The sequence below is a fragment of the Pseudomonas izuensis genome, from assembly GCF_009861505.1.
GTDB classification, from domain to species: domain Bacteria; phylum Pseudomonadota; class Gammaproteobacteria; order Pseudomonadales; family Pseudomonadaceae; genus Aquipseudomonas; species Aquipseudomonas izuensis.
Window position 1 is genome coordinate 1 of sequence record NZ_WTFT01000051.1, and the last position, 3,319, is coordinate 3,319.

Consider the following 3,319-nt stretch of genomic DNA (forward strand, 5'->3'; position numbering starts at 1 on the left):
GTTTATGGATCTATCCTCCGAGCTGGTACACAGTTTACTGCCTGTGTTTTTAGTCACCACATTGGGCGCGAGCGCATTGACTGTCGGAGTGATCGAGGGGGTTGCCGAGTCTACGGCCATGCTCGTCAAGATATTTTCAGGCGCCATCAGCGACTTTATAGGCCGGCGCAAAGGCCTCCTGTTGCTTGGGTATGGTTTGGCTGCCTTGACCAAACCGTTTTTTCCTCTGGCTCAATCCGTTGAAGTAGTTTTCACAGCGCGCTTGCTGGATCGTATTGGCAAAGGAATACGTGGTGCGCCGCGTGATGCCCTCGTCGCAGATGTTTCGCCACCAGAGATTCGTGGGGCCTGCTTTGGGTTGCGCCAATCGATGGATACCGTAGGGGCCGTTCTTGGTCCCGCGCTGGCCATCCTGCTGATGTTGTCGTTCGCAGATATTCAGCTTGTACTGTGGGTTGCGGTGATTCCGGCAGCAATGGCGGTGGCTCTAATTGTCACAGGCGTAAAAGAGCCCGTACACGCTTCCGTCGAACACAAATTTCGCTCTCCGATTCATTGGCGTGTCCTTCACGATTTCTCCCCTGGGTATTGGTGGGTTGTCGTCGTTGGCGGGGTGTTTACACTTGCCCGGTTTAGTGAAGCGTTTCTTGTTTTAAGAGCACAGCAGATGGGCTTGTCGGCCACCTGGATTCCGCTGGTGATGGTGGTAATGGCACTTTTTTATACGTTGTCCGCTTACCCTGCCGGTTGGCTATCTGATCGTATCAGTCGCGCGACGCTGCTCTGTGTGGGCATGGGGTTACTCGTCCTTGCGGATTTGGCGCTTGCTCAGCCCAGCTCTGTTATTACGATGATGCTGGGTGTTGCATTGTGGGGGCTTCATATGGGATTCAGCCAAGGCATTCTTGCCTCGTTAGTAGCCGATAAAGCGCCTGGAAAACTCAAGGGCACCGCCTTCGGTATATTCAATTTGGTCAGTGGTGTATGCATGCTGATCGCCAGCGTTCTTGCGGGCTGGCTTTGGCAAAGCATTGGGTCAGACAGCACTTTCCTCACGGGTGCGCTGCTTGCCACAACAGCTCTGTTCTTACTGTTATTCAAGAAGCCGTAAGCGCAAACAAAAAACAAAGCAAATGGTTCTGAACGAATAATTACCGTTTTAGGCGTCACCCGTTGCTCTGGTTCTAAGCGCATTCGACGTTGGCGGTGAAGGGCTGCTTCTGGCCGATTGCCGCCTGTCGTGAAGGGTTAAGCGGTCCATAATAGTCGCTCAATCCGCCAGTTCCATGCATGTGCAGATATCCTCGGCGGGCATGCCCTCGCTACCAATTCAAGTTGCGTAACCCACATTATTGCCACTGGCCGAGCTTGTAACCAGCCATCGGATAGGTCCCTATGAGTCGGAAGTCACACCGTTTTTGCAACCCGCCGCTACCCGGCTTAGCTGGGAAGTGCTGGCATAGGCCGAGCGATAGCTCTGTGAGTGAGGATGGGTACGTCATCCGTACACGTCGTTAGCATTGCCTGTAATGGTTCTACGACAGCGGCAGCCTTCTTGCGCACGCCTTTACCCTGACGTGACTGCGCTTTGCGCGCGTCGCACCGCAAGATTTTTAGCGCCGATTCCTCGGTCGGACTTTCCCAGCCGTTGAGCCCAGGGTCAGCGTCCTTCCAGCTTGTTCACTACCTCGTCGGTAGTCATCAGACCGTTGGCGATGTAGCGGAAGTTGACCAGGGCACTACCGTATCCGTCACCGTCAGGAAGCTTCGGACCGGCGACGGCGTCACGTACAACGACCACTTCGAAACCGCGCTCCAGAAACTCGCGAAGGTGCGATTCGACGCACAGGTTGGCGGCCATGCCGGCCAGGACTATCTTGTCGATCCGCTGTTTACGCAACTGCAGCATCAGGTCGTTGCTTTGCGGGCCATACAACTTGTGCGGTGAGGCGACGATAGTCTTGCCGTCTTCAATGAAGGGCTTGAACTCCTGCATGAAGTCGGCACCTGAGTTACGGAAACCATCCAGCGTCAAGGCACCCTTACGATCGAAGAGACCGAGCTTGTGTTGAACGGTCTCCACTGGCGCCTCAAACTCCCATTTATGATCGTGGGGATAGTAGTAGTGCGGCGAAATGGCTACGGTTGTTCCGGCTTTCTTGAATGCTGCAAAAAGCCGGCTCAGATTCGGCACCAGATTTTGCTCGGTTACGCTTTGACCGAAGACCGACCAGCCCGCACCCTCCGGGCTCATGAAGTCGATCTGTGGGTCGATTACGACCAGAGCGGTTCGGCTTGAATCCCATTGAAAGGTGGAGGCCGGGAGCGCGGGCTTGGCCGGATCGGCGTAAAGGTTCTCGGTGGCGAAGCCAATGCCCGGCGCCATCAGGATGGCCGCCAGCAACGTGGCGCAGGAGATCATTCTCTTGGGATAAATGCTGTTGAAGGTCATTTGTGCGTACTCAATGCGGGGTGGTGCATTGCCTGTTCGTCGATGCATTCAGTTGCACCTTTGACAAAGCGTACGCCCACCGTGTCGAAGAAGTGGTCAGTGATGAAGTTATTCTTCAAGTTTGGCGGGCGATCGCTGGACCCCCAAATGAAGGGACTGTAATCATTACACCGAGTCGTCCGCTGTGAGTTCATGTTATTGATGGAATCCTCCAAGCGCACTGCTACTTCGGTTCAGCGAAACCATACGTCAGTGGCAGGGATATATATGAAGGTGTATGTCGGGTGCAGCGAGATACTTCTAGAGGGATCTCAGTGCCGTTGGCCGAGGGTGATGAAGCTATCGGCATCATCACCGAACGCCTGTACGAACTGGGGGATATCCATATGTTAAAGACAAGGCATTATGTGGGTGAGCGACCGCTTTTGGCTGTGGATTCAACCGGTCGAAGCGTCTCGACCTGCTGCTGCAAAGCGCTGATGCAGGTATTGACCGCCAATGTCTGCTTGCCCAGCCGACCCTCTTCATTGTTCGCAATGATCGCTAGTTCGCTGTCACTGTGTTGCTGCGCCTTAACCCTGGCGCTGGGGCATCGGCGATCTTTTGGTCGAGCCAACGCGGCCATTTCGTCGTAGAAGGCCATATTGGCTCCAGATCAAATCACTGGTTTAGGTGAGAAAGCCCCCTAGAGGTGAGGGCTTTCTAACTCTACGTTCTTCAATCATGTTGTCTGCAATACCAGCTGCTTGTTTGATCACCTCAGCCCATGAGCCGTCAACATTGCTGCTTGTTGCCAACCCCTCTGCTTTTGCAAGCGGCAATGCTGCCGAAAAAAACAGATCCCAGGCCTTTTGTTCGTCATCATTG

General features: G+C 54.3%; 4 protein-coding genes. 1 reads left to right on the top strand and 3 read right to left on the bottom strand.

Annotated elements, in window-relative coordinates:
* On the top strand, window positions 1-1,111 hold a 1,111-nt coding region (locus tag GPL81_RS29595; protein WP_160109610.1), incomplete at its 5' end, for an MFS transporter.
* 549 nt (window positions 1,112-1,660) lie between these two features.
* Here the strand turns inward: GPL81_RS29595 and GPL81_RS29600 are convergent.
* From GPL81_RS29600 to GPL81_RS29610, 3 genes are all read right to left on the bottom strand, one after another.
* Complete coding sequence (locus tag GPL81_RS29600; RefSeq protein ID WP_160109611.1) at window positions 1,661-2,452, bottom strand: cysteine hydrolase family protein; 792 nt, start codon at window positions 2,450-2,452, stop codon at window positions 1,661-1,663.
* A 403-nt stretch (window positions 2,453-2,855) separates the two neighbouring features.
* Window positions 2,856-3,095 (bottom strand): hypothetical protein, encoded by a 240-nt coding sequence (locus tag GPL81_RS29605; protein WP_160109612.1) that lies wholly within the window; start codon window positions 3,093-3,095, stop codon window positions 2,856-2,858.
* Between the two features lie 25 nt (window positions 3,096-3,120).
* On the bottom strand, window positions 3,121-3,319 hold a 199-nt coding region (locus GPL81_RS29610), incomplete at its 5' end, for a hypothetical protein (protein ID WP_160109613.1).